We start from the raw sequence: 20,393 nt of genomic DNA, 5'->3' as shown, positions 1-20,393 counted from the left end.
GAGTCTCCGGTGTCTTTATCGTATTCAGCGTGCGCAGGTCGCGCGCGCCAGTGCGTCGGCAAGCGCCTGGCGCTCGAGCGTGCGCATGCGGGCGCAGACATGCTGGTCGGGGCGCAGCAGGTAGAACGTGCCGGGCTTCGCGTCGTAGCGTTGCGCGGCGAAACCGTCGACGTCCTCCACGACGTCGACACCCGCGACCGGCTGCGCGTGCCCGGCCGGCACCACGAGCACGGGCCGCACCGGCAGCGCGAGGCCGTCGAGCGCCTGCGCGAGCGCGCCCGCATCGCCCGGCAGCCCGAACAGCACGCCGGTGAAGCCGCTGCCCAGATGCCGCAGCAGCCAGCCCGGCGCGCCCTGCGCACGCACCGGCGCATCGGCTGCCGCCGCGCCCGGGCGCATCGCACCCGCGAATGCGTCGCCATTGCGGTCCGGCGTGTTCAGCGGCGAATCGGCCAGCACCGCCGGCACCGACAGGCGGCCGCTGTTCACGAGCTTGCGCGCGAACTCGCAGTCGCGCGCGAGCTTCAGCGTCGCGTCGCGGAATACGCGCGACACCGGGCTTTTCGGCGTGATGAAGTCCGTCGAGCGCGTCGAGTTGCGGATGTTCTCGTCGGCCGCGAACTCGCGCTCGCTCGCATACGTATCGAGCAGGCGGTCGGCCGAACGGCCGTCGAGCACGAGCTTCAGCTTCCAGGCGAGGTTGTCGGCGTCCTGCACGCCGCTGTTCGCGCCGCGCGCGCCGAACGGCGACACGCCGTGCGCGGAGTCGCCCGCGAACAGCACGCGGCCGTGACGGAACGTATCCATCCGCTGGCAGCGGAACGTATAGACGCTCACCCATTCGAGCTCGAACTCGACGTCCGGCCCGAGCAGCGCGCGCACGCGCGGGATCACGCGCTCCGGCTGCTTCTCGGCGACCGGATCGGCATCCCAGCCGAGCTGGAAGTCGATGCGCCACACGTTGTCGGGCTGGCGATGCAGCAGCACCGACTGATTGGGGTGGAACGACGGGTCGAACCAGAACCAGCGCTCGGTCGGAAACTCCGCCTTCATCTTCACGTCGGCGATCAGGAAGCGGTCCTTGAACGTGCGGCCGTGGCTTTCGAGGCCCATCATCGTGCGCATCGGGCTGCGCGAGCCGTCCGCCGCGATCACGTACTGCGCGCGCAGCGTCGCGAGGCCTTCCGGCGTCTCGATCGTCAGCACCGCGTGTTCGGCCGCCTGCTCGATGCCCGTCACCTTGTGCTTCCAGCGGATATCGATGTTCGGCAGCTCGAACGCACGATCGGCCAGATAACCTTCGACGTAGTACTGCTGCAGGTTGATGAACGCGGGGCGCGCATGCCCTTCCTCGGGCAGCAGGTCGAATGCGTACAGCTGCTCGTCCTGCAGGAACACCTTGCCGACGTGCCAGCTGACGCCCTTGTCGACGAAGCGCTCGCCGCAGCCGAGCCGGTCGAAGATCTCGAGCGTGCGCTTCGCGAAGCAGATCGCGCGCGAGCCGGTGGACAGCGTGTCGTCGTCGTCGAGCAGCACGACGGGCACGCCCTGCTGCGCGAGGTCGATCGCCGCCGCGAGGCCCACCGGGCCCGCGCCGACGACGATCACCGGGTGAACGGTTGCGTCCTGCGCACGCGGACGGTATTCGAACTTCAGCGTCTGGTAATCGATGCTCATGGTCGCCGTCCGCCCCTCAACCCTGCCGGGCGCGCGCCGGCTCGCCCGTCATCCCGCCCGTCGCCTGCCGGCGCGCCGCGCCGCCGTCCCGCGTGCCATTCCTGTCAACCGCCACGTCTCGCTCCTTGCTTCCTGTTGATTCGCGAACGGCGCCGTTTCGCGGCGCCCGCCTGCCGCATTTCTTGATCGGCGACAAATTCTGGATTTACGAATAGTAAAACCAATTACGAATAGTGAAATCAACGTAAACCCTAGGCGGAGGCTCGAAGACGGGATAACCATATAAGTGAAACGCCGAGCCGAGCTTGGCCGGCACTGCTAATATCAAGCTACGAGGCGGCCCGTTCGGCCGCCGTTTTTCCTTTTCACGCCGATGATTCCGCCCACCATTCCCGAGCTGGTCGCCCGTGCCGGGCAACTGCCGTATCTGCGGGATCACCTCGCGCTCGCCGATGGCGGCACCGCAAGCGCGAACCTGCCCGAGCGCACGCTCGGCAGCGCCTATGAACCGATCTACGACGTGACGATGCCGGGCGCGCCGCAATCGACGTCGTTCGCCGACGCCATCGAGCGCTATGGCGACGAGCTCGGCTTCCAGGCCGTGACGGTCGTCACGGGCGCGCCGCACGATCCGGTCGACTCGGCCGTCGACGACCAGACGCTCGTGGCGATCGACCGCCTGTCGCGCGCGCTGCACGCGATCAATTTCTTCGGCGCCCAGCGCCACGGGCTGTTGTTCCTGCGCGTGCACGAACGCCTGCTGAAGAGCGTGAAATACGACCACGGCAAGCATTTCTCGTCGGTGCTGCAGCGCTTCGGGCTGCCGCCCGAGCGGATCGTGATCGAGCTGCCGGCGGTCGCGGTCGCGCACAAGACCTTCCTCGGCTACCTGACACGCAGCTACCAGCATCACGGCTTCAAGGTGGCGGACAAGCTGCCCGACCCGGGCCGCATCCTCGCGGTCGAATCCGACATGGCGCGCCCCGACTACATCAAGATGGATGCAGGTATCGCGTTGCGCGACGGGATGGTCAAGGCGCTCGTCGCATATGCGCAGCGCGTGCGGATTCCGCTGATCTTCGACGGCGTCGTCGACGAAACGCAGTGCGAACTGCTGCGCCAGCACGACGTGCGGTTCATGCAGGGGCCGGTGTTCGCGAAGGTCGTGACGGCCTGAACGGACAGGAGGTAGCCGGCGCACGCGGGGAGCGGCGCGCCGGATGCGCGGCGAGGGTCTGGCGCCGCTTGAAGAAGGATGAAGCGATCGGATGGCCTGGCGCGACGCCTGCCCGTCGGTGCAGACGGTTACCGCTTACGCGCTTCCACCATCGTCGTACTTGGGCAGATCGTCGTCGATCTCGATGCCCGGGAAACGATCCCCATACCAGACGTGCCACGCCGGACGTAGCCGCGACGGCTCATCGAGCGTGGCGTAATTGATCTCGACCGTTTTCGGCGCGTCGCTCAGCCGGTATTCGAGCTGCGCGCCGCAACGGCCGCAGAAGCGCCGCTCGCCCCACGCGCTCGACGCGTAGACGGTCGGTTCGCCCTGCAGGTATTCGAACGCGTCGATCGGCACCGACGCCGATGCGACGACCGCCGCACCGGTCGTGCGCTGGCAGAGCCGGCAGTGGCAGAAGCCGGCGTCGGTCGGGACCTGGGCGATACGGTAGCGGATCGCGCCGCACGCGCATCCGCCTTCCATGGATTCGGGGTGAGACATCGCAGACCTCGTCGTCGGGAAGCTGGCGAACGATGATGAGCGAGGTTCGAGCGCGGCACAAGAGACGGCGGCAGCCGTCCGTCACCCGCCGTCACCATCACCAACACCTTCACCGGCGACGACGCGGTGGCGGTGCGAGGGCAACGCGCGCCGCGTTTCTCAGGCCGTCTGCCCGAGCCGCTGCGCGAGCGCCTTCAGCTTCGGCCCGACCTGCGTGCGAAACACCTCCTCGTCCATCGACGATGCGGGGCCGCTGCAGCTCAGGATCAGCCAGCGCCCCTCGCGCGGCTCGCGAAACGGCACGGCCGCCGCGTTGACGTCCATGTGCCACGCCCGGAACGAATAACAGCAACCGCCCGCCGAGAACTCGGCCACCGCGTGCTGCGCGGCGGCGACGAGCGCATCGGCGTCGGCCGCGCCGCCGGCCGCGCGGTGCAGCTCCGCATAGAGCGCGCGGCGCACGTCCTCCGGCTGTACGGCCAGGTACGCGCGCCCCATCGAGCTCGTCAGCATCGACAGCCGCGAACCGGGCGCGAGCCCGAGCGTCAGCGCGGTCTCGCTGCGGATCGTCTCCAGATAGATCATGTCGAGCCCGTCGCGGCAGCCGAGCGACACGGCCGCGCCGATGTCGCGCGCGAGCGCCTGCATGTGCGGCCGCGCGAGGTCGAGCGTCCCCGAGCCGGACAGCAGCGCGTAGCCGAGCGACAGCACGCCGGCGTCGAGCGCATACTTTCCGAGCGTCTCGTCGTAGCGCAGGTAGCCGAGCACGGTCAGCGTATAGGCGAGCCGGTTCACGGTCGCTTTCGGCAGCCCCGTGCGCTCCGCGAAGTCGCGGTTGCCTAGCATCGTCTCGCCGGGCCGGAATGCGCGCAGCAGGTCGAGCCCGCGCGCGAGCGCGACGACGAACTTGCGCTCGTCGATCGTGGTTTCGTCGATGGTTGAAAGTGTCATCTGGTGCTACACTGGGCTCGATTTGCAAAACATTGTTCCGCACAGCGGAACACGAGTCAAGCGAACTTTTGGCATGGGGCCGGAGCAAGCGCTGAAGCGCCGGCTCTGCCCGACAGGAGATGAGACGATGAGTGCTGCAACTTTTCATTGGGACGATCCGCTGCTGCTCGACCAGCAACTGACCGAAGAAGAGCGGATGGTGCGCGACGCGGCGCAGGCGTATGCGCAGGACAAGCTTGCCCCGCGCGTCACCGAGGCGTTCCGCCACGAGCGCACCGACGCCGAAATCTTCCGCGAGATGGGCGAAGTCGGCCTGCTCGGCCCGACGATTCCCGAGGAATACGGCGGCCCCGGCCTCAATTACGTGAGCTACGGACTGATCGCGCGCGAAGTCGAACGCGTCGATTCGGGCTACCGGTCGATGATGTCCGTCCAGTCGTCGCTCGTGATGGTGCCGATTTACGAATTCGGCTCCGACGCGCAGAAGCAGAAATACCTGCCGAAGCTCGCGACCGGTGAATGGATCGGCTGTTTCGGGCTGACCGAGCCGAACCACGGCTCCGACCCGGGCAGCATGGTCACCCGCGCGAAGAAGGTGCCCGGCGGCTACTCGCTGTCCGGCGCGAAGATGTGGATCACGAACTCGCCGATCGCCGACGTGTTCGTCGTGTGGGCGAAGCTCGAGGAGAACGGCAAGGACGCGATCCGTGGTTTCATCCTCGAAAAGGGCTGGAAGGGCCTGTCGGCGCCCGCGATCCACGGCAAGGTCGGGCTGCGCGCATCGATCACCGGCGAGATCGTCCTCGACGAGGTGTTCGTACCGGAAGAGAACCTGATGCCGAACGTGAGCGGCCTGCGCGGCCCGTTCACGTGCCTGAACTCGGCCCGCTACGGGATCGCCTGGGGCGCGCTGGGCGCCGCCGAATCGTGCTGGCACACCGCGCGCCAGTACGTGCTCGACCGCCAGCAGTTCGGCCGGCCGCTCGCCGCGAACCAGCTGATCCAGAAGAAGCTCGCGGACATGCAGACCGAAATCACGCTCGGCCTGCAAGGCGTGCTGCGCCTCGGCCGGATGAAGGACGAAGGCACGGCGGCAGTCGAAATCACGTCGATCATGAAGCGCAACTCGTGCGGCAAGGCGCTCGACATCGCCCGGCTCGCGCGCGACATGCTCGGCGGCAACGGCATCTCCGACGAATTCGGCGTCGCGCGCCACCTCGTGAACCTCGAAGTGGTCAACACCTACGAAGGCACGCACGACATCCACGCGCTGATCCTCGGCCGCGCGCAGACGGGCATCCAGGCGTTCTTCTGACCAGCCGGATGCGGCGCGCCCGGCAGCCACGCCGCACCGCGCACGCATAAAAGACACGGCCCGCCCGGCATCACTGCCGGGCGGGCCGTTTTTCATCGGATCCGCGCTCCGGGCCGGCGGCCCGGTATCGCGTTCACGTGCCGCCGATGCTTACTTGTTCGGCTGCGGCGTGAGGCGCAGATACGGACGCACTGCTTTGAAGCCCTTCGGGAAGCGCTTCTTCAGCTCTTCCGGATCCTGCAGCGACGGCACGATCACGACGTCGTCGCCATCCTTCCAGTTGCCGGGCGTCGCGACCTTGTAGTTGTCGGTCAGTTGCAGCGAGTCGATCACGCGCAGCACTTCGTCGAAGTTGCGCCCCGTGCTGGCCGGATACGTGATGATGAGCCGCACCTTCTTGTTCGGGTCGATCACGAACAGCGAACGCACCGTCAGCGTTTCGTTCGCGTTCGGGTGGATCATGTCGTACAGCTGCGAAACCTTGCGGTCCGCATCGGCGATGATCGGGAAGCCGACGACCGTCGACTGCGTTTCGTTGATGTCGTTGATCCAGCCCTTGTGCGATTCGACACCGTCGACCGACAGCGCGATCACCTTCACGTTGCGCTTCTCGAATTCGCCCTTCAGTTTCGAGGTCAGCCCGAGTTCGGTCGTGCATACCGGCGTGTAGTCGGCCGGATGGGAGAACAGGACACCCCAGCCGTCACCCAGCCACTCGTGAAACTTGATCGGGCCCAGGCTCGATTCCTGCTCGAAATCCGGTGCGATGTCGCCAAGACGCAGACTCATGATGTTCCCTCCTCGAACGATGCTGGTTGAAACCGCGCCCGGGTCGGCGCGGGAAAGTCTGTCAGCTTACGGGAAGCAATGGGGCATGCGAACGATTATTCCGTTTGATATTCATACTTTTTTGTCATTTTTGCCCGGTACCGGTGCAGCGCTGGCAGCCCTGCGGGAAACTTTTCACCCCGTTTGCCGCTCTGTTGATGATTACAAATCGTTTACCATGCGGTCTTGCGCTGCCGTCGTGTTTCTTCCCGGCTCGCCAGCAGGCAGGCGTTTCGCTACGATGTGAACCTGCAGCATGACAGCATGAAGGGAGTTGCAATGTCGGAAATCAACAAGGAGAAACTGATGTCGGATATCAAAACCGTTCTCTCGGACGCCGAAGACCTGCTCAAGCAAGCTGCGAGCAGCACGGGCGACCGTGCGGCCGAGCTGCGCGAGAAAGCCATGTCGCGCCTGAAGCAGGCCAAGGAAAAGGCAGCCGACGTCCAGGTCGTCGTGGTCGAGAAAGGCAAGAAGGCCGCCCGCGCGACCGACGATTACGTGCACGAGCATCCGTGGACGTCGATCGGCGTCGCCGCCGGCGTCGGCGTGCTGATCGGCCTGCTGATCAACCGCAAGTAACGCGCCCTGCGCGTTCCGTCCCGCGGGCCGCTTCACGCGGCCTGCAGGCGTCGAAGCCAGCCGGCGGTTTCCGCCGGCCGGCTTTGTCCTAGCTGCACACTGCACGCGCACGCACCTCACCCATGACGACAGACACCACCTCGCAGCCGTCCGGCCAAGGACCGCTGCGCCGCCTCGTCGGCTCCGCGATCGGGCTTTTGCAAACGCGCCTCGAACTGGTGGGCATCGAGCTTGCCGAGGAGAAGGAGCGCCTGATGGGCGTGCTGTTCCTCGGGCTCGCCGCGATGATGCTCGCGACGATGGCACTCATCAGCCTGACCGTACTCGTCGCGATCGCGTTCTGGGATACCTACCGCTGGCAGTCGCTCGCGGCGATCACCGCGCTCTATGCCGCAGGCGGGATCGCGTGCGCACTGAAAGCCCGTTCGGGCCTGCGCGACGCGCCGACCGTATTCGAGGCGACGCTCGCCGAACTCGAGAAAGACCGCGAACTGTTCCGCGGCAAGCCGTGAACGCAGTCGCGCTCACCCCTCCCACCTACTTCGCCGACGCGCCATGAGCCAGAACGTCACGGGCAATTCCCCCCGCTCCCATTCGTCGCGATCGAACTGGAGCGCGTCGCAGCATCGCGCGCTCCGCAAGGAACTGTTGATCCTGCGATCCGAAGTCGAGCGGCTCGAACTCGCGGAAGCCGCCGGCGAAATGCGCCAGGCCGTCACGCGCTTCAGCTGGCTCAAGGTGTTCATCCCCGGCCTGTCCAGCAACAAGTTCGGCCAGTCCGCCAGGAACCTGAACGCGAGCCTCGGCCAGCTCGTCAACCAGTATCCGATGCTGAGTTCGCTCGCATCGCTCGTGCTCGCCAAACCCGTTCGCTCGCTGCTGCGCGCGAGCGCGGGTCCCGCGCTGAAGTGGGGCACCCTCGGTTTCGCTGCATGGGAGGTCTACCGGATCTGGAAGGCGTCCCGCGACGAGCGCGGGCTCGACGCGCACGACGACTGATCGTCGGCATCCTGCGCGCACGGCCATCCGCCGTGGCGCGCCTTTCGTTCGAACTCAACGCACACCCCAGCACGCGGCGACCTGTCCGTCGACGGCATCACTTCGGACATTGCCTTTCGCCCCGTCCGAGCGCAACGTGAACGCGCCGCATGCATCGCCGTGCATCGGGCCGGTGTCGAGCGGGATGGCTTCCAGCTCGTAGCTCACGGCCGAATCGTCGCCGTCCGGCCGCCGGAGCGCCAACCGATAGACCGCGCGGCCGTCCGGCGGCGCTTGCGCGAGTGCCGTGGGCAATGCCGAAGGCGGTACGTCCTCCAGTGCTTCGAGATATTGGGCCGCCCGGTACAGCGCGGCGACTGCCGATGCGCGATGAGCGCGCGCCACCTGCTCGCGATACGACGGGATACCCCATCCGGCCAGCACCGCGACGATCGCGAGCACGATCATCAGCTCGATCAGCGTGAATCCCGCCGAGCGTTGCATGGATGGGCCACCGCTCATCGAAGCACCGTCGCGACGTGACGCCAGCGCAAGGCGACGATGTGTCCGTCGCGGATCGCGACCTGATGCTGCAGCCAGACGGCGCTCGATGCATGCGCACCGACACCGCGCGCGGTGACCACGTACGCACGGGCATCGGCCGGCCCTGCCCCGCGCCACGCTTCGATCAGGCATCGTGGCGGTTGCCCGACCGCCGGCCATCCTGCGAACGGAGCGAACGCTTCGGCCGCCGCCAGCGCCGGCGCGCGCCGCCACGCGTCGGGCTCCGCATGCGACTCGCCTTCGCTTACGTAGGGCGCCGAGCCCCGGCGCAATCGCGCTGTGCACGCAGCAAGCGCGGCATCGGCCGCGTGAAATGCGACCAGCCGATCGGACAACGCGCGCGTGCGGCGCGATTCCGTCAGCGCAGCCTCGAACCACGTGCCAGTCAGCGCCGCAACCGCCGCGCCGACCGCGATCACCGCGGGCAATGCAAGGCCCGCTTCGCGACGCCGATCGCGGCTGGTTGACCGCAAGCGCAGGTGCGGCGCTCGCCGTCTCGACGCCAGGGCCTCCGCGCCCGCAGCCCGCCGCAGGGCTTCGCCACTTGTCGCGACACGTTCGTGCGTGTTGCCTGCCGCGCCGCATCCCGACCGCTGCGGCGTGTACCGCCCCGCTCCGCTCATCGCAGCACCTCGCGTTCATCCGTTGCATCGCGCGGCGTATCGTCGAATGCGCCCGCGACATTCCTCAACGCGACGATGCGATCGAGCGTCATGCGCGCGCGGCCGTCTTGTGCAACGACGGTGCGACCATCGCAGTCGACGTGCCGCGCCGGCTCGCCCGACGGGTCACCGCGCGCCCGCACGCAGACATGCACGGCCACGATCTCGTGCCAGTCGTCGACGCGCATGGCATCGGCATCGACGAACTGCGTGCCGCCGCGACGAAGATAGCGCACCCGCAACTGATCGATTCCCGACACGACCGGCTGCGGCGTGCCCGGACGGCCGTTTCCTTCGCAATACAGTTCGGGCTCACCCGTCGACGGACTAACGTGCACATCGAAGCGGTTCTCCACCGGCGCACGTTCGCCGGCCCCGCCAATACCCTGCCCGAGGCAATCCGGCACCTGGCCGCTAACGGTGGGCCACGTCGACACGGCGTCGCCGACATACCGGACCAGCAGCGCATCCGATGCAGCGCGCACGGGCTCGCACCGCACTTGCGCGCCACTTCCCCTCACACGCGCCATCGAACAGCCGAACACCGGCGGCAACGACGACACGCCCCCTGCATCGAGCGGCCGGAATCCTGCCATCTGGATCTGCTGGCCGATCAGCATCAGTGCGGTGCCGGCCGCATCGCGCATCCGGAACCCGTCGTCCGCACGCCGCTGGGCGATGCGCTGCGCGTGGAGCAGCGCACCGGCCGCCGCGAGCACGAGCAGACCGACGGTCATCGCAATCAATACTTCAAGCAGCGTATGCGCACGCATGCGGCGATCAGCGTTCATCGGCGTCAGTCTCCCGATACGGAATCCGGACGCAAGGCGGCGGCTGCGCCGGCCTGCCCGTCGCATCGCATCGCGGCCCGGTAGCCGCATGACCGCCGCGCCAGCCGACAACCGCGTAGCTGACGCCACCCGGCCCATCGCCACGCATCATCGCGCCGCCGGGCAGCGACGCCGCGGCCCGCGCCGCGAGGCCATCGTCAGCCTGCGCGGCCACGTGCAAGCGCTCGATACGCGCATCAGCCAGCCACAGCGCGCGTTCACGCCAGATCGTCGCGCGCTGCGCACGCGCCATCGCAAGCTGGCTGCCCGCCACGGCCAGCATGACGGCCGCGAGGAGCGCGACGGCCAGCATCGCTTCGAGCAGCGACGTGCCGCGCATTGCGTTGCGCATCATGACACTCACGCCGCGTCGCAGCGGCCGGCGACAACCCGCGCCCGGCCACCTGCCGCGATCCGCACGCAACGCGACGCACGTGTGGCGTCAGCCCCCGATATGTCGCGTCGTGGACTCAATTCGAAGCGCCGGATACCACCGATTGCCTGACCGACGGGCGGAGCAAACGCGAGATCGTGCGCCGCACCCGCGACGGCCACTTCGACATCGCGCGGATAGCGCCTCAGCACGCGTGACTGCCCATCGACCTGCCCGCTGACGATCCAGTCGCACGACCATTCGGCCGGATCGCACCGCTCACCCGCACGCAAACAGGTGCCGCCGCTCCCGGCCCTGCACAGCGTGACGCGCACGCCGAGGCGCATCGCCTCGGTACGTGCAAACGAAAGCGCGCCGAGCAACGCGCGCGAGCGTGCATCCACACGTTCACGCATGCGCCACTGATCGAACGCGGGCGCCGCATGGAGCGCGAGCCCGGCCGCCAGCGAGAGCGCGACCATCAGCTCGACGAGCGTGAACCCGCCCGAGCGGCGCAACACATTTTTCAGGGGTAAAGCGTGCAGTCCCATCGCAGCCGTCCTTCGCCAAGGTGATGCGACGACTGTAGCGACGCGTGCGGACGCGCGCCATTTGCCGAACGGCCGACTGGCGGCATGCGATCGCGACCGACACAATCGGCGCGAACTGATCCAACGGAGAAGACGATGAACGGACGCAGCGCGTCAGCGCTTACGCGGAGTCTTGGCGGGAGAGGCGCGACGGAACTCTTCGATCACGTCGGCAAATTCGGAAACGTCCTCGAACCGGCGATACACCGATGCGAAGCGGACATAAGCGATCGTATCGAGGCCGCGCAACTCGTTCATCACGAGTTCGCCGAGCTTCTCGCTACGCACTTCGCGCTCGCCTGTCGCGAGCAGTTGATACTCGATGCGGGCGACCGCCGCGTCGATCGCGTCGGCAGCAACCGGCCGCTTGCGCAGCGCGAGTTGCATGCTGGCGACGATCTTGCGACGGTCGAATTCCGTGCGGCTGCCGTCCTTCTTCACGACGAACGGCAGGGACAGCTCGACCCGCTCGTACGTCGTGAAGCGCTTGTCGCAAGCCGAGCAGCGACGGCGCCGCCGGATCGCGGCGCCATCTTCGGACACGCGCGAGTCCACGACCTGCGTGTCGTCATGCCGGCAGAACGGGCAGCGCATCGGCGATCAGCGATAGACCGGGAAACGCTTGGTCAGCTCGGCGACCTGCGCGCGCACGCGCTCGATCGTCGCTGCATCTTCCGGGTTGTCCAGCACGTCAGCGATCAGGTTGCCCACCTGTTCCGCTTCCGCCGGACCGAACCCGCGCGTCGTCATCGCCGGCGAGCCCAGGCGCACGCCGCTCGTCACGAACGGCTTTTCCGGATCGTTCGGGATCGCGTTCTTGTTCACCGTGATGTGCGCGGCGCCGAGCGCGGCTTCCGCTGCCTTGCCGGTGATGTTCTTCGCGCGCAGGTCGACCAGCATCACGTGGCTTTCCGTGCGGCCCGACACGATCCGCAGCCCGCGCTTCACCAGCGTTTCGGCCAGCACACGTGCGTTCTCGACCACCTTCTCCTGGTACGCCTTGAATTCCGGCGACAGGGCTTCCTTGAACGCCACCGCCTTGCCCGCGATCACGTGCATCAGCGGGCCGCCCTGGATCCCCGGGAAGATCGCCGAATTGATCGGCTTCTCGTACTCCGCCTTCATCAGGATCACGCCGCCGCGCGGGCCGCGCAGGCTCTTGTGCGTCGTCGTCGTCACGAAGTCCGCGTGCGGCACCGGGTTCGGGTACACGCCTGCCGCGATCAGGCCGGCGTAGTGCGCCATGTCGACCATCAGGTACGCACCGACCGACTTCGCGATCTTCGCCAGACGCTCGAAATCGATCTTCAGCGAGAACGCCGACGCGCCCGCGACGATCAGCTTCGGCTTGTGTTCCTGCGCCAGCTTCTCGGCCGCTTCGTAATCGATGTCTTCGTTCTCGTTCAGGCCGTAGCTCACCACGTTGAACCACTTGCCCGACATGTTCACCGGCGAACCATGCGTCAGGTGGCCGCCGTGCGCGAGGCTCATGCCCATGATCGTGTCGCCCGGCTTGAGCATCGCGAAGAACACGCCCTGGTTCGCCTGCGAACCCGAGTTCGGCTGCACGTTCGCCGCTTCCGCGCCGAACAGCTGCTTCACGCGATCGATCGCCAGCTGCTCGACCACGTCCACGTATTCGCAGCCGCCGTAGTAGCGCTTGCCCGGATAGCCTTCCGCGTACTTGTTCGTGAGCTGCGAACCCTGCGCGGCCATCACCGCCGGGCTCGTGTAGTTTTCCGACGCGATCAGCTCGATGTGATCTTCCTGGCGGCGGTTTTCCTGCTCGATCGCAGCAAAGATTTCGGGATCGACGTTCGCGATGGTGCTTTGGGCTCTGTCAAACATACGGTTTCCGTTAAGTGTGTACAGGTTGACCGAAGTGGCCGAGTACGGTGCGCTGCTGGCGGGACCAGCTCGACGTGGCGGAAGAATCCGTATGACGCGAGGCAGGACAGCCACCGGCGATGCACGCGACGGCGCACAACGGCTGCCCAGGCGAACGGCAAAAACGGCGCCCCGCGCTTCACGGTGGGATGCTCCACCTTGAACCCGAAGGGTTCTATCGCCAGTCACGCAGGGGTGATGAGCGCGTTAGTGTATTGGATGCGTCATGAATAGGCAACCGCACGGCGGTGCGCCCGAAGCAATTGGGGCCAGACTCTACGCGCCCGTGCCGGAACGCTTTGCCGCCTTGCCGCGGTGCGGCATTCTCAGTAGGCTTGCGGGATATCACCCGCTATTTTGTCTTCGACCAGGAGCAGCAATGATCGTGTTCGTCACAGGCGCGTCCGCCGGCTTCGGCGCCGCCATCGCCCGTGCCTTTGTCAACGGAGGCCACCGCGTCGTCGCGACCGCGCGTCGCAAGGATCGTCTCGATGCGCTCGCCGCCGAACTCGGCGATTCCCTTCTGCCGCTCGAGCTCGACGTACGCGATCGCGCGGCCGTCGAGGCCGTGCCGGCCGCCCTTCCCGCCGAATTCGCGGCGCTCGACGTGCTCGTCAACAACGCCGGCCTCGCGCTCGGCGTCGAGCCGGCCCAGAAGGCCAGCCTCGACGAATGGCACACGATGATCGACACGAACTGCACGGGCCTCGTCACGGTCACGCACGCGCTGCTGCCCGGCATGATCGAGCGCGGCCGCGGCCATATCTTCAACCTCGGCTCGGTCGCGGGTTCGTACCCTTATGCAGGCGGAAACGTCTACGGGGCGACCAAGGCTTTCGTCAGACAATTCAGCCTGAACCTGCGCGCCGACCTGCTCGGCACGCCGTTGCGCGTCACCGACATCGAGCCCGGCCTGTGCGGCGGCACCGAATTCTCGAACGTCCGTTATCGCGGCGACAACGAAAAAGCGGCGAACGTCTACAACAACGTCCAGCCGCTCATGCCCGAGGACATCGCCGACACGATCTACTGGATCGCGACGCGCCCGGCGCATGTCAATGTCAACACGATCGAGCTGATGCCGATCGCGCAAGCACCCGGCGGCCCGACCGTCCACCGCGGCTGAAGCCCCGCTGGCCGGCCCCTTCGGGCCGGCCAACAGTGTGCTACCGCATACTACATTCCGTTACGAATCGGTTACGAATCAGGCTCCTGCCTTCCGGTAGAATGCGCGCCATGACCCAGCCTACCCGCTCCCCGGAAGCGCCCTCCGGCTTCACCTGGCCGGTGCGCGTGTACTACGAGGATACCGACGCAGGCGGCATCGTCTTCTATGCCAACTACCTGAAGTTCTTCGAACGCGCCCGCACCGAGTGGCTGCGCGCCTGCGGCATCGACCAGCGTCGGCTCGCCGACGAGACCGGTGCGATCTTCGTCGTCCGCAGCACGTCGCTCGACTACCGCGCACCGGCGCGACTCGACGACACCCTGGCGATCACGAGCCGGCCCGGACGCATCGGCCGCGCATCGGTGGAGTTCACGCAGGAAGCCTGGTGTGGAGACACGCTGCTCGTGGCCGGGCACATCCGCCTCGGTTGCGTCGACCGTACCGGCATCCGGCCCGCGGCGATCCCGCCGGCCGTGCTCGACGCGCTGGAACGCGGGCCCGTCATCGACGACGGGCAGACTGCACTGTCAACGAAGCTCGCATGAGCGCCGTTTAGACACAGCCTATGAACTTGCCTTTCTGATTCGATACTAAGCAAGGTTCGGCGCCAGGCATGGCCGGCGCGCCGCGCCGCACGCATACCGGGCGCCCCGAAGGGACGTTACTCAAACCTCTATGAACACTTCTCAAGACCTGTCGATCATTTCCCTCGTCCTCAACGCGAGCGTGCTGGCCCAGGCCGTGATGGGGCTGCTGCTGCTGCTGTCGCTGATGTCGTGGACCTTCATCTTCCGCAAGTGGTTCGCGATCCGCCGCGCACGCGCGCAGACCGAACGCTTCGAGAAGGATTTCTGGTCGGGCGGCGACCTGCAGGCGCTGTACCAGAGCGCAGCCAATAACCGCCACACGATCGGCGCGCTCGAGCGGATCTTCGAATCGGGCATGCGCGAGTTCCTGAAGGCGAAGGAAAAGCGCATCAGCGATCCGGGCCTCGTGCTCGACGGCGCACGCCGCGCGATGCGCGCGTCGTTCCAGCGTGAAATGGACGTGCTCGAAGCGAACCTCGCGTTCCTCGCGTCGGTCGGCTCGGTCAGCCCGTACATCGGCCTGTTCGGCACGGTCTGGGGGATCATGAACTCGTTCCGCGGCCTCGCGAACGTGCAGCAGGCCACGCTCGCGAACGTCGCGCCAGGCATCGCCGAGGCGCTCGTCGCCACCGCGATCGGCCTGTTCGCCGCGATTCCGGCCGTGGTCGCGTACAACCGCTACGCGCACGACATCGACCGCCTCGCGATCCGCTTCGAGACCTTCATCGAAGAGTTCTCGAACATCCTGCAGCGTCAGGCCCAGTAAGGAGCGCGCCATGGCAGGAAGCCCCATCCGATCCAGCATGCGCGGCGGCCGCTCGCGCCGTGCAATGGCCGACATCAACGTCGTGCCGTACATCGACGTGATGCTGGTGCTGCTCGTGATCTTCATGGTCACCGCACCGCTCGTCGCCCCGTCGATCATCAACCTGCCGACCGTCGGCAACGCCGCGCCGCAGGAGCAGACGCCGCCCGTCGTCGTCAACATCAAGGCCGATCGCACGATGAGCGTCAAGTACAAGGGCGACTCGGGCGCGACCCAGGAAGACACGATGACGAAGGCCGAGCTCGACAGCTTCATCGTGGCCCGGCAGGCCGATCATCCCGACCAGCCGGTCGTGATCGCGGCCGACAAGACCGTGCAGTACGATGCGGTCATGACCGTGATGTCCGATCTGAAGGCGCGCGGCGTCAAGCGCGTCGGCCTCCTCGTCAAATCGCAATGAACCGGCAGCAATCCACGCGCAGCTCCGCCTACCCGCCTCAGCCTCCCCGCGAGCGCGGTACCTGGCGCGCATTCGCGCTCGCCGCGCTGATGCACGTGCTGCTCGCGCTGTTCCTCTATCACGGCGTGCAGTGGCAGAACAGCACGCCGGCCGGCGCCGAAGCCGAGCTGTGGACCGAGGTGCCCGACGTGCCCGCGCCGCGGCCCGTCGTCACGCCCGCGCCGCCCGCGAAGGTCGCGCCCCCCGCTCCCCCCGTGCGCGACGAGCAGGCCGACATCGCGCTGCAGCAGAAGAAGCGGCAGCAGGAAGCGGCCGCGCGTGAAGCGCTGCTCGAGCAGCAGCGCCGCGCACAGCAGTTGAAGGCGCAACAGGAAGAGGAAGCCCGGCGCGCGCAGCTTGCCGCGCAGCAGGCAGCCGCACTCGCCGCGCAAAAGGCCGCGGAACGCGACCGGCAGAAACAGGCCGACAAGCTCAGGCAACAGCAGCTCGCCGAGCAGCAGAAGCTTGAGCAGCAGAAGCTCGAACAGCAGAAACTCCAGCAGCAGAAGCAGGCGCAGCTCGAAGCGCAGCAGGCGGCGAAGGCGAAGGCCGACGCGGCCGCGAAGGCAAAGGCTGAAGCCCAGGCCAAGGCGAAGGCCGAAGCCACGGCACGCGCGAAGGCCAATGCGGCGGCGAACGCGAAGCTCGACCGCGAGCGCAGCGCGCGTCTCGCGCAGATGCAGGGCCTGTCCGGCGCCGGTGAAGGCGGCGGCGAAGGCCTCGCGAAAAGCGGCACCGGGACGGGTTCCGGCGGCAATGCCGCGACGCCCGGCTATGCCGACAAGGTGCGCCGCCGCGTCAAGCCGAACATCGTTTGGGGCGGCGAGCGGGCAGGCCTGACCACCGTCGTCAAGATTCGGTGCACGCCGTCCGGTGACGTATTGAGCGCATCGGTCTCCCGCTCCAGCGGGAATTCGGGGTGGGATCAAGCCGTGGTCAATGCGATCCACGCATCGGTCCCGTTGCCGCCCGATTCTAACGGTCGTACCCCGTCTGACATTACGATTACCTTCAAGGCGGCGGAGTGAAACGAAATGCGCTTACACTCCGGGCGTCGCTGTCGGACGGGAACGAATCGGGTATTTTTACTGTCTCTGCCGTTGCGCAGCGATCCAAGCCATACGGGAAGCAAGAAGCATGAGTTTGATGACAAAGCTAGGTTTCAGGGCACTCGTGGCCTCGTGTCTGATTACGGCGGGCAGCGCCGCTAACGCCCAGGTCAACGTGCTGATCACCGGTGTCGGGTCGACCCAGTTCCCCATCGCCACCGCGAATTTCGCGAACGAGGCGAACCTGCCGCAGCAGGTCACGTCGATCGTCCGCGCCGACCTCGCCCGCAGCGGCAAATTCACCAACATCGACGCAGGCAGCACGCCCGTGCCGGAGACCGCATCGGTCGATCTCGGCGCATGGAAGGCCAAGGGCGCCAATGCGTTCGTCGCCGGCAGCGTGAACCGCGAGGCGAACGGCCAGTACAAGGTCAACTTCATCCTGTACGACACCGTGAAGCAGCAAAGCCTCGGCGGCCTGTCGCTGACGGCCACCGACACCACGCTGCGCACGGCCGGCCACAAGATCGCCGACTACATCTACCAGAAGCTGCTCGGCGTGCGCGGCGTGTTCGCCACGCGCCTGTCGTACGTGATCAAGACCGGTAACCGCTACCAGTTGCAGATCTCGGATTCGGACGGCCAGAACGCGCGCATCGCGCTGTCGAGCACCGAGCCGATCATCTCGCCGTCGTGGTCGCCGAGCGGCACGAAGGTCGCGTACGTGTCGTTCGAGCGCAAGAAGCCGATCGTCTACATTCACGACCTGCCGACCGGCCGCCGCTACATCGTCTCCGACCAGAAGGGCAACAACAGCGCACCGGCATGGTCGCCGGACAGCAACACGCTGGCCGTCGCGCTGTCGCTGACGGGCAATACGCAAATCTATTCGGTCAATTCGACGGGCGGCGGCCTGCGCCGCCTCACGCAGAGCAGCTCGATCGACACCGAGCCGTTCTATTCGCCGGACGGCCGCTGGATCTACTTCACGAGCGATCGCGGCGGTGCGCCGCAGATCTACCGGATGCCCGCACAGGGCGAGAGCGCCGGCGCCGCGCAGCGCGTGACCTTCACCGGCAGCTACAACACGAGTCCGCGTATCAGCCCGGACGGCAAGCTGCTCGCTTACATCTCCCGCACGGGCGGGGGCTTCAAGCTGTACGTTCAGGATCTGCAATCGGGCGCGGCGAACGCCATCACGAATACGAATCGCGACGAATCGCCGAGCTTCGCGGCAAACGGCCAGTACCTTCTGTACGCTACCCAGTCGGGTGGTCGCAATGTTCTGGCAGCAGTGCCCTCCGACGGCAGCGCGCCGCCGCAAATCCTGTCCGTCCAGGGCGGCTCCGTACGTGAGCCGTCGTGGGGGCCCTTCATGCAATGACCACAAGGAGAGTAACCATGATGTCGAATAAAGCTCGTCTGGCCCTGGCCGTGATGATGATCAGCGCGCTCGCAGCGTGCAAGTCGGGCGTGAAGCTCGACGACAAGGCCAACAACGCGGGTGCGGTCAGCACGCAGCCGAGCGCCGACAACGTCGCGCAAGTGAACGTCGATCCGCTGAACGACCCGAACAGCCCGCTCGCGAAGCGCAGCATCTACTTCGACTTCGACAGCTATTCGGTGAAGGACGACTACCAGTCGCTGATGCAGCAGCACGCCCAGTACCTGAAGAGCCACCCGCAGCGCCACGTGCTGATCCAGGGCAACACCGACGAACGCGGCACGAGCGAGTACAACCTCGCGCTGGGCCAGAAGCGTGCGGAAGCCGTCCGCCGTGCGATGGCACTGCTCGGCGTGAACGATTCGCAGATGGAAGCCGTGAGCCTCGGCAAGGAAAAGCCGCAGGCAACGGGTCACGACGAAGCATCGTGGGCGCAGAACCGTCGCGCCGACCTCGTCTACCAACAGTAAGTAACGGAAGAATCGCCGTATGACGCACCGTGTATCCCTGCTGCGCGTTGCCGCAGCATTCTGCGTCGCGGGCGCGGCGTGGTCGGTCGCGCCGGCGCACGCCGGCGTGTTCGACGACAACGAAGCGCGCCGCGCCGTGCTCGATCTGCGCACCAAGACCGACAACCTGGCCAGCCAGTTGTCGGCCGCCCAGCGTACGATCCTCGATCAATCCGGCCGTCTCGACCAGCTGAACCAGCAGGTCGCGACGCTGCGCGGCGAGAACGAGGATCTGACGAACCGGCTGACGACGCTCGAACGGCAGCAGAAGGAGTACTACCAGGATCTCGACACGCGGCTCAAGAAGTTCGAGCCGCAGCAGGCGACGATCGATGGTGTCGAAGGCACCGTGCAGCCGGGTGAAACGGATGCGCTCAATGCGGCGCAACAGCAGTTCCGCAACGGCAACTTCAAGGCGGCCGCGGCTTCGTTCCGCGCGTTCATCGCGAAGTATCCGCAGAGCCCCTACCAGCCGACCGCGCAGTACTGGTACGGCAATGCGCAATACGCACTGCGCGACTACCGCGGTTCGACTGCAACGTGGCAAGGGATCGTCAGCAAGTTCCCGCAGCACCCGCGCGCGGCCGACGCCCTCGTGGCAATCGGCACGAACCAGCTCGAGCAAGGCCAGAAGGCGGCCGCGAAGAAGACGTTCGAGCAGGTCGTTTCGCAGTACGCCGGGTCGAATGCTGCACAGACGGCGCAGGGCAAGCTTGAAACGATCAAATAATTATCGCGGCGGAATGTTGACAGCCTGACACTCCGTCGCTATAATCTTTTGCTCTTTGGGTCGTTGCCCAAGTTGTTCAAGCAACGAACCGACAGGTTTCAAGAACGTGGGGTGGTAACTCAGTTGGTTAGAGTATCTGACTTTTAATCAGAGAGTCGAGGGTTCGAGTCCCTCCCACCCTACCAACTATCTTTGATAGTGCAAATAAAGCCTCCCAAGCGGAGGCTTTTTTGCGTCTGTCGCATCCGTGTCGATGGCAGGCATCTCCGCGATGCCTGCCGCACTACTCGGCGCCTCCCCCCGGCTTCGGCAGAAGCGACTTTCCCTTCAAGCCGGCGTAAAGAAACGCCATCGTGAAAGCGATCGAGATGATCGACTCGAGCCACATGTTCGTGAACGTGTCGACTGTTGCGCTGGCTCGCGGCCTGGCCGGGTCGTAGCGCACCGGCACCGTGTCGCCGAACTCCACCGTCACGAAGCTCCCCGGAAACGATACGCGTTCGCCGCTTTTCGTCACGAACTCGATCGACGGGTGATGCGCGCCGTGGGTCAACCGGACGACCGTCCCCTGCACGGCAACGGACGATCCGATAAACGCGAGCCGTTCGTCGATCGTTTCCGCACCCCACACCGCCAGGATCGCGCCGATCGCCAGCGCCACGTAATTGAACCTCGCAGGCT

The 20,393-nt window shown here is 66.5% G+C and carries 26 protein-coding genes, 1 tRNA gene and 1 riboswitch; of the genes, 15 read left to right on the top strand and 12 right to left on the bottom strand.

Annotation, left to right across the window (positions count from 1 at the left end; translation table 11 throughout):
- Positions 1–24: 24 nt before the first annotated feature.
- On the bottom strand, positions 25–1,677 hold the full coding sequence (locus DPV79_RS28825; protein ID WP_113047087.1) for an FAD-dependent oxidoreductase: 1,653 nt from the start codon (positions 1,675–1,677) through the stop codon (positions 25–27).
- Positions 1,678–2,050: 373 nt separating this feature from the next.
- Between DPV79_RS28825 and DPV79_RS28815 the strand changes: the two genes are divergently transcribed.
- Positions 2,051–2,854, top strand: coding sequence for an EAL domain-containing protein (locus tag DPV79_RS28815; protein WP_021157154.1), 804 nt, complete (start codon positions 2,051–2,053; stop codon positions 2,852–2,854).
- A 135-nt stretch (positions 2,855–2,989) separates the two neighbouring features.
- Here the strand turns inward: DPV79_RS28815 and DPV79_RS28810 are convergent, their stop codons facing one another.
- Together DPV79_RS28810 and DPV79_RS28805 are read right to left on the bottom strand one after the other, a co-directional pair.
- The gene (locus DPV79_RS28810; RefSeq protein WP_059649581.1) at positions 2,990–3,400 is read right to left on the bottom strand and encodes a GFA family protein; all 411 of its coding nucleotides are present in this window, start codon (positions 3,398–3,400) and stop codon (positions 2,990–2,992) included.
- Positions 3,401–3,559: 159 nt separating this feature from the next.
- Positions 3,560–4,351, bottom strand: coding sequence for an IclR family transcriptional regulator (locus DPV79_RS28805; protein WP_027788256.1), 792 nt, complete (start codon positions 4,349–4,351; stop codon positions 3,560–3,562).
- Between the two features lie 127 nt (positions 4,352–4,478).
- Here DPV79_RS28805 and DPV79_RS28800 point away from each other — a divergent pair, with 127 nt between their 5' ends.
- The gene (locus tag DPV79_RS28800) at positions 4,479–5,666 is read left to right on the top strand and encodes an acyl-CoA dehydrogenase (RefSeq protein WP_021157157.1); all 1,188 of its coding nucleotides are present in this window, start codon (positions 4,479–4,481) and stop codon (positions 5,664–5,666) included.
- Between the two features lie 150 nt (positions 5,667–5,816).
- On the opposite strand, the gene DPV79_RS28795 is transcribed toward DPV79_RS28800, so the two are convergent.
- Positions 5,817–6,455 (bottom strand): peroxiredoxin, encoded by a 639-nt coding sequence (locus tag DPV79_RS28795; protein WP_021157158.1) that lies wholly within the window; start codon positions 6,453–6,455, stop codon positions 5,817–5,819.
- A gap of 85 nt (positions 6,456–6,540) precedes the next feature.
- Here DPV79_RS28795 and DPV79_RS42275 point away from each other — a divergent pair, with 85 nt between their 5' ends.
- The 4 genes from DPV79_RS42275 to DPV79_RS28780 all read left to right on the top strand — a co-directional run bounded on the left by DPV79_RS42275 (position 6,541) and on the right by DPV79_RS28780 (position 8,075).
- The gene (locus DPV79_RS42275; protein ID WP_133295740.1) at positions 6,541–6,741 is read left to right on the top strand and encodes a hypothetical protein; all 201 of its coding nucleotides are present in this window, start codon (positions 6,541–6,543) and stop codon (positions 6,739–6,741) included.
- A gap of 32 nt (positions 6,742–6,773) precedes the next feature.
- Positions 6,774–7,076 carry an ElaB/YgaM/YqjD family protein gene (locus tag DPV79_RS28790; protein ID WP_006494044.1) on the top strand — a complete coding sequence of 101 codons (303 nt, stop codon included), beginning with the start codon at positions 6,774–6,776 and terminating at the stop codon, positions 7,074–7,076.
- 122 nt (positions 7,077–7,198) lie between these two features.
- On the top strand, positions 7,199–7,588 hold the full coding sequence (locus tag DPV79_RS28785) for a phage holin family protein (protein ID WP_021157159.1): 390 nt from the start codon (positions 7,199–7,201) through the stop codon (positions 7,586–7,588).
- A 43-nt stretch (positions 7,589–7,631) separates the two neighbouring features.
- Positions 7,632–8,075 (top strand): DUF3318 domain-containing protein, encoded by a 444-nt coding sequence (locus DPV79_RS28780; protein ID WP_021157160.1) that lies wholly within the window; start codon positions 7,632–7,634, stop codon positions 8,073–8,075.
- A gap of 54 nt (positions 8,076–8,129) precedes the next feature.
- Here DPV79_RS28780 and DPV79_RS28775 read toward each other — a convergent pair whose 3' ends face one another.
- From DPV79_RS28775 to glyA, 7 genes are all read right to left on the bottom strand, one after another.
- Positions 8,130–8,558, bottom strand: coding sequence for a type IV pilin protein (locus DPV79_RS28775; RefSeq protein WP_113047086.1), 429 nt, complete (start codon positions 8,556–8,558; stop codon positions 8,130–8,132).
- 14 nt (positions 8,559–8,572) lie between these two features.
- Complete coding sequence (locus DPV79_RS28770) at positions 8,573–9,034, bottom strand: pilus assembly protein (RefSeq protein ID WP_048026692.1); 462 nt, start codon at positions 9,032–9,034, stop codon at positions 8,573–8,575.
- A gap of 203 nt (positions 9,035–9,237) precedes the next feature.
- Positions 9,238–10,071, bottom strand: a complete 834-nt coding sequence (locus DPV79_RS28765) for a PilW family protein (protein WP_113047085.1) — start codon at positions 10,069–10,071, stop codon at positions 9,238–9,240.
- On the bottom strand, positions 10,061–10,465 hold the full coding sequence (locus DPV79_RS28760; protein WP_111942311.1) for a hypothetical protein: 405 nt from the start codon (positions 10,463–10,465) through the stop codon (positions 10,061–10,063). Before DPV79_RS28760 ends, DPV79_RS28765 begins: the two co-directional genes overlap by 11 nt.
- 5 nt (positions 10,466–10,470) lie before the next feature.
- Positions 10,471–11,034, bottom strand: coding sequence for a GspH/FimT family pseudopilin (locus DPV79_RS28755; RefSeq protein ID WP_060229429.1), 564 nt, complete (start codon positions 11,032–11,034; stop codon positions 10,471–10,473).
- 153 nt (positions 11,035–11,187) lie between these two features.
- Entirely contained in the window at positions 11,188–11,667 is a 480-nt protein-coding gene (gene nrdR, locus DPV79_RS28750; RefSeq protein ID WP_006476792.1) for a transcriptional regulator NrdR, read from the bottom strand.
- Between the two features lie 6 nt (positions 11,668–11,673).
- On the bottom strand, positions 11,674–12,921 hold the full coding sequence (gene glyA / locus DPV79_RS28745; protein ID WP_021157166.1) for a serine hydroxymethyltransferase: 1,248 nt from the start codon (positions 12,919–12,921) through the stop codon (positions 11,674–11,676).
- Between the two features lie 137 nt (positions 12,922–13,058).
- Positions 13,059–13,159, bottom strand: a riboswitch (ZMP/ZTP riboswitch).
- A 180-nt stretch (positions 13,160–13,339) separates the two neighbouring features.
- Between glyA and DPV79_RS28735 the strand changes: the two genes are divergently transcribed.
- The 9 genes from DPV79_RS28735 to DPV79_RS28695 all read left to right on the top strand — a co-directional run bounded on the left by DPV79_RS28735 (position 13,340) and on the right by DPV79_RS28695 (position 19,897).
- Entirely contained in the window at positions 13,340–14,086 is a 747-nt protein-coding gene (locus DPV79_RS28735; protein ID WP_021157168.1) for an SDR family NAD(P)-dependent oxidoreductase, read from the top strand.
- 101 nt (positions 14,087–14,187) lie between these two features.
- On the top strand, positions 14,188–14,673 hold the full coding sequence (gene ybgC, locus DPV79_RS28730) for a tol-pal system-associated acyl-CoA thioesterase (protein WP_113047084.1): 486 nt from the start codon (positions 14,188–14,190) through the stop codon (positions 14,671–14,673).
- Between the two features lie 130 nt (positions 14,674–14,803).
- On the top strand, positions 14,804–15,481 hold the full coding sequence (gene tolQ, locus DPV79_RS28725) for a protein TolQ (protein ID WP_021157170.1): 678 nt from the start codon (positions 14,804–14,806) through the stop codon (positions 15,479–15,481).
- A gap of 10 nt (positions 15,482–15,491) precedes the next feature.
- Positions 15,492–15,941, top strand: coding sequence for a protein TolR (tolR, locus tag DPV79_RS28720; protein WP_011351075.1), 450 nt, complete (start codon positions 15,492–15,494; stop codon positions 15,939–15,941).
- A complete protein-coding gene (tolA, locus tag DPV79_RS28715) occupies positions 15,938–17,008 on the top strand; it encodes a cell envelope integrity protein TolA (protein ID WP_021157172.1) in 1,071 nt (356 codons plus the stop codon). The genes tolR and tolA overlap by 4 nt, the downstream gene beginning before the upstream one ends.
- A gap of 109 nt (positions 17,009–17,117) precedes the next feature.
- Positions 17,118–18,413: a Tol-Pal system beta propeller repeat protein TolB gene (tolB, locus tag DPV79_RS28710; RefSeq protein WP_027788267.1), complete on the top strand. Its 1,296-nt coding sequence runs from the start codon at positions 17,118–17,120 to the stop codon at positions 18,411–18,413.
- A 17-nt stretch (positions 18,414–18,430) separates the two neighbouring features.
- The gene (pal, locus tag DPV79_RS28705; protein ID WP_021157174.1) at positions 18,431–18,943 is read left to right on the top strand and encodes a peptidoglycan-associated lipoprotein Pal; all 513 of its coding nucleotides are present in this window, start codon (positions 18,431–18,433) and stop codon (positions 18,941–18,943) included.
- Positions 18,944–18,962: 19 nt separating this feature from the next.
- Positions 18,963–19,712, top strand: coding sequence for a tol-pal system protein YbgF (gene ybgF, locus DPV79_RS28700; protein ID WP_021157175.1), 750 nt, complete (start codon positions 18,963–18,965; stop codon positions 19,710–19,712).
- 108 nt (positions 19,713–19,820) lie between these two features.
- Positions 19,821–19,897 (top strand) — tRNA-Lys (locus tag DPV79_RS28695).
- A 98-nt stretch (positions 19,898–19,995) separates the two neighbouring features.
- On the opposite strand, the gene DPV79_RS28690 is transcribed toward DPV79_RS28695, so the two are convergent.
- Positions 19,996–20,373 (bottom strand): DUF3592 domain-containing protein, encoded by a 378-nt coding sequence (locus tag DPV79_RS28690; RefSeq protein ID WP_113047083.1) that lies wholly within the window; start codon positions 20,371–20,373, stop codon positions 19,996–19,998.
- Between the last annotated feature and the right edge of the window lie 20 nt (positions 20,374–20,393).

Origin of the sequence: Burkholderia reimsis, assembly GCF_003294055.1 — a bacterium.
GTDB classification, from domain to species: domain Bacteria; phylum Pseudomonadota; class Gammaproteobacteria; order Burkholderiales; family Burkholderiaceae; genus Burkholderia; species Burkholderia cepacia.
Note: the sequence above shows the minus strand (reverse complement) of the source record. Positions and strands in the feature narration are given on the sequence as shown.